The 4,172-nt window shown below is 74.0% G+C and carries 4 protein-coding genes and 1 pseudogene; 3 read left to right on the forward strand and 2 right to left on the reverse strand.

Annotated elements, in window-relative coordinates:
• Positions 1-93: 93 nt before the first annotated feature.
• The gene (locus tag ABT238_RS38585; RefSeq protein WP_350572513.1) at positions 94-828 is read left to right on the forward strand and encodes a hypothetical protein; all 735 of its coding nucleotides are present in this window, start codon (positions 94-96) and stop codon (positions 826-828) included.
• Between the two features lie 29 nt (positions 829-857).
• Here ABT238_RS38585 and ABT238_RS38590 read toward each other — a convergent pair whose 3' ends face one another.
• Together ABT238_RS38590 and ABT238_RS38595 are read right to left on the reverse strand one after the other, a co-directional pair.
• Complete coding sequence (locus ABT238_RS38590) at positions 858-2,087, reverse strand: beta-propeller domain-containing protein (protein WP_350807338.1); 1,230 nt, start codon at positions 2,085-2,087, stop codon at positions 858-860.
• A 156-nt stretch (positions 2,088-2,243) separates the two neighbouring features.
• Positions 2,244-3,014 (reverse strand): lysophospholipid acyltransferase family protein, encoded by a 771-nt coding sequence (locus ABT238_RS38595; RefSeq protein ID WP_350572511.1) that lies wholly within the window; start codon positions 3,012-3,014, stop codon positions 2,244-2,246.
• Positions 3,015-3,353: 339 nt separating this feature from the next.
• Here ABT238_RS38595 and ABT238_RS38600 point away from each other — a divergent pair, with 339 nt between their 5' ends.
• Positions 3,354-3,686: a TlpA family protein disulfide reductase gene (locus tag ABT238_RS38600; RefSeq protein WP_350807342.1), complete on the forward strand. Its 333-nt coding sequence runs from the start codon at positions 3,354-3,356 to the stop codon at positions 3,684-3,686.
• Positions 3,687-4,076: 390 nt separating this feature from the next.
• Positions 4,077-4,172 (forward strand): annotated as a pseudogene (locus tag ABT238_RS38605) (electron transfer flavoprotein subunit beta); the annotation flags it as partial.

A 4,172-nucleotide genomic window follows, 5' to 3' on the forward strand; every position in this document is an offset into this window, starting at 1 on the left:
GGTACTGCAGGGGGGACCCTGTGGGAGAGTAGGACGCCGCCGAACAAATTGTGAGAGAACCCCCGCCGGTATTCCGGCGGGGGTTCTCTGCGTTTGGCGAACCCCCTGGTGGTGACGGCCCGTCAGTTCTACTCTGGCGCGGTGATGACGAGAACCGGTAATCGTAAGGCTGCGGCGATGCTCGGGGCTGCCGGGGTGCTGGTGGCGCTGACGGCGTGCAGCAGCGGCGGCGACGGGAAGGGCCAGGAGGCGAAGTCGCCCGCGGGGTGGTATCGGACACCCGATGATCTCTGTAAGGAGATCGGGCGGGTGGGCCTGCCGGGGAGTGAGAGCGAGGGGCGTGCCTCGAACGGGCCGCCGGGCGCGGCCGACGAGGGGGCGTGGCGCTCGTGCCGGGCGGAGAGCACCGGCGGCGAGCGCGACGAGTACTGGAACCTGACGATGGACGTCCGCACCTACGACAAGGCGCTGGTCGCGTTCGGCTGGTACCAGGCGGGGCTCCACAATGCCCAGTCGCCCACGGAGACGCTGTCTCCGGACGCGCGAAGGCGGTTCGAGGAGACGGCTTCGACGGGTGAGGCCGGCTACCGCGTCGTGGTGCGGGACGAGACGCGGAAGGACCTGGTCTGGAAGGGCGCGTTCGTCGACGGGAACCTGGTCGTCCGGGTGGAGCTGGAGTGCTACGCGGGCAGCACGGCCGACGCGGAGGCCGCGAAGGCGGTGAACACCTGTGAGACGCACGCCCGTTCGCTGGGCGAGGAGCTGATGAAACGGGCGCAGTCGAAGCTCCGGGAGGGGGATCTGACGGCTCGGCCGACGCCCGCCTGAGCGGGCGCCGGCCGGGCCGCCGTCCGGCGTCAGCCCGCCGGCTGGGCCACTCCCCAGTTGGGCCGGCCCTCGCCGCGGCCGGGGGTGTCGGTGACCCGGGCGGCGCCGGTGCCGTCGGCACGCATGGTGTAGAGCTCGGACGTTCCGCCGGCGGGGGCCTGGGAGAAGGCGATCGCGGTGCCGTCGGGGGAGTAGGAGGCGATGCCGTAGGTGGTGTCGGACGGGCCGGGGGTGAGTGCTTCGACGGCCGTGCCGTCGGGGTGGACGGTGTAGATGCCGCCGCCGGGGGCGTTGTCGGCGCCGTCGGGGTAGGTGGTGAAGACGATGCGGCTGCCGTCGGGGGACCAGTTGGCGCGCTCGCCGGCCCGCAGTTCCCAGGGGGTGAGGCGGCGCAGGCCGGTGCCGTCGGCGTTGACGATGTGGAGCGCGCGGCCGTTGGCGGGCTGGCCGGTGGCGCTGGTGCGGTAGGAGAAGACGATTTGCTTGCCGTCGGGCGACCAGGCCGGATCGGTGACGACGCCGGAGTACGGGGTGTCGTTGGTGAGGAAGGTGAGCCGCTGGGCGGTGGTGCCGTCGGGGGCGATGACGTAGAGATCGCTGTACTGGATCTGATCGGTCGTCGGGTCGGTGCTGCCCCAGCTGCGGGTGAAGGCGAGCTGCTTGCCGTCGGGGGACCAGGCGGGCGTGGTCTCCTTCTCGTTGAGGCAGTCGGGGGCGTCGGCCTCGCAGAGCGAGCCCAGCTGGTGGACGTTCCCGCCGTCGGCGCCGGCGGTCCAGATCCGGCCGGGGGAGTCACCGCCGGTGCGGTCGAAGGCGAGGGTGGTGCCGTCGGGGGACCAGGAGGGGTGGTCGTCGCGGGTCTCTTCGGCCGGCCGGGTGAGTTGTTGGCGGGTCTTGCCGTCGGCGGAGACGGTGAAGATGGCGCTGGTGAGGTGGTCCTGGTCGAGGAAGACCCGGGCGGCGATGAGGCCGTTGCGGGCCGGCGGGGCGGTCGGCGCGGCCGGTACGGCCGGGGTGGCCGCGGCGGCGCCCACCACGTCGGGGGCGGCGGTGGCGACGGCCGGTTCGGCGGCCGGCGGCGTGGTGGAGGGTTCGGCGCGGATCTCGCTGAGCGGGATCTCGCCGGGTTGGGCGCCGCAGCCGGTGAGCAGGGTCCCGGCGAGCAGCAGGCCCGCACCGGCGCGGTGGCGGGTGCGGGCCCTGGTGGTGGTGCGGTGGATGGCGGTGGTGCCTGAGAGCCGTGTCCGTGTGCGGGTCATCCGCGTCTCATCTCCGTCTCCGATCCGTCCGGCGAGGCCGGGCGCGAGCCCCCCGAAGGAGCTGTCACTGTGTCAGATCGGGGCGGATGGAACGGGGCGACACGCGACGCTCCGCGTCCGCTCGGGGACGGGGAGTCGTCCGTTCGTGGGCGCGGTTCAGCCGCGGGCGGCGCGGCGTTCGGCCTTGGCGGTGGCCTCCGCCTCGTCCTCGGCCTCGGCGACCTCCAGGGTGGGCGCGGTGCCACCGAGCTGGGCGGGCAGCCACCAGGTGTCGTCGGGGCCGGAGGGCTTGCCCGGGTACTCGCGCTGGGCCTGGTCGAGCATCTCGGACATCGCGGCGCGCAGCCGTCGGGTGACCATGACGGGCTTGTCCTCGGGCTTCAGCACGATCGGCTCGCCGATCATGATGGTGACCGGGACGTGCCGCTTGGTGAGGGTCTTCGGGCGGCCCTTGGTCCACAGCTGCTGGGTGCCCCAGAGGACCACGGGGAGCAGCGGGGCGCCGGAGTCGGCGGCCATCCGGGCGGCGCCGGTCTTGAACTTCTTCAGCATGAAGGAGCGGCTGATGGTCGCCTCGGGGAAGACGCCGACCACCTCGCCGGCCCGCAGGGCGCGGACGGCGGCCTCGTAGGCGGGCTGGCCGTCGGTGCGGTCGACCGGGATGTGCTTCATGCCGCGCATCAGCGGGCCCGAGACGCGGTGCCGGAAGACGTCGTCCTTGGCCATGAAGCGGGTCTTGCGCTTGCCGCCGCGGTAGGCGCCGAGGCCGGCGAAGAGGAAGTCGAGGTAGCTGATGTGGTTGCTCACGAGCACCGCCCCGCCCTTGGCGGGGATGTGTTCGGCGCCGACGATCCTGATGCGCACGTCGAGCGCGCGGAAGACGGTCAGCGCGGCGCCGATCACCGGCGGGTACACGAGCTCTGCCACGGTCAGTCCTGACTTCGACGGGCCTCGCGGCCCGGTACGGCGGGGACCCGCGTGCCGTACGTGGGGCCGACCGGGGGCACGGCACACCGCGGCGGCCACGGGCGATACACGGAGATGATCCCCCGAACGGGCACCCGCTGTCACCTGAGGCGTGCCACCGGGGTCCGATCCGGCGGTGTGATGTGTGTGATGAGCCGGTACGGGAACTTTTCCCGCCCGGGCGTCCGGTCGGTTTCCGGCGGCCGGCCCGGGCCGGCCGGTCGGGCGGCGGGGTGGCGGGGTGGCGCAGACTGAGGGGACGACCGGGAAGGCCCGGCGCGGGCGAGGCGGGACGGGAGAGTGCGGGTGCGGGCGAGGGACGGTGCGGTGGGGCTGTCGGCGGAGGAGCTGGGGGAGGCGCTCGGGGAGCGGGCGACGCTGGTGCAGTTCTCCACCGCGTTCTGCCAGCCGTGCCGGGCCACCCGGCGGGTGCTGGCCGAGGTGGCGGGGATGGTGGACGGTGTGGCGCACGTCGAGCTGGACGCCGAGGAGCGGCTGGAGCTGGTGCGGCGCCTGGAGGTGCTGCGGACGCCGACCGTGCTGGTGCTGGACGCCGGCGGCCGGGTGGTGCGGCGGGCGGCGGGGCAGCCGCGGAGGGCGGACGTGATCGCGGCGCTGGGCGCGGCGGTCTGAGCCCGCGCGGGGGCCGTTCGGCGCGGGCGCCGGGGTGCGGGCGGGGGCGCGCGGGGCGGCCCGGGGCGACTCCGGTGGCGCGAGGGCGGCCCCCTCGGGTGGAGTCGGGGGTGGGCTGGGGCAGGATGGCTCTGACGGCGGCGCGGCCGTCCCGCGGTCCGGGTCGGACCGGAGGCCTTCCCGGGGCTGCCGAGGGGGCCAGCGGGGCACCCGGCCGGGACCGTCCGGCGTAAGCTACTGGCGAGTAGTGACCGCCGGGCTACTGGCGAGTATGCTGCCAGGAAGTTCCGGACCGGCACGGGAACACGCTGCCGGGAGCGGGTGCGAGCCGTAGGCGCGCCCGCGTGCACGACCGCAGCCGCCGGACGAGACCAGTACAGGAGACAGGCCGTGAGCTTGAGGATCGTTGTCTGTGTGAAGTACGTGCCGGACGCGACGGGTGACCGTCGTTTCTCGGACGATCACACCACCGACCGGGAGGGCGTG

The sequence above is a fragment of the Kitasatospora sp. NPDC001527 genome (assembly GCF_040298605.1).
In the GTDB taxonomy this organism is placed as follows: Bacteria; Actinomycetota; Actinomycetes; order Streptomycetales; family Streptomycetaceae; genus Kitasatospora.

Bases quoted from the DNA above. Each gene is read 5' to 3' on its own strand.
- ABT238_RS38590 (WP_350807338.1), bottom strand. From the start codon at position 2,087: ATGACCCGCACACGGACACGGCTCTCAGGCACCACCGCCATCCACCGC.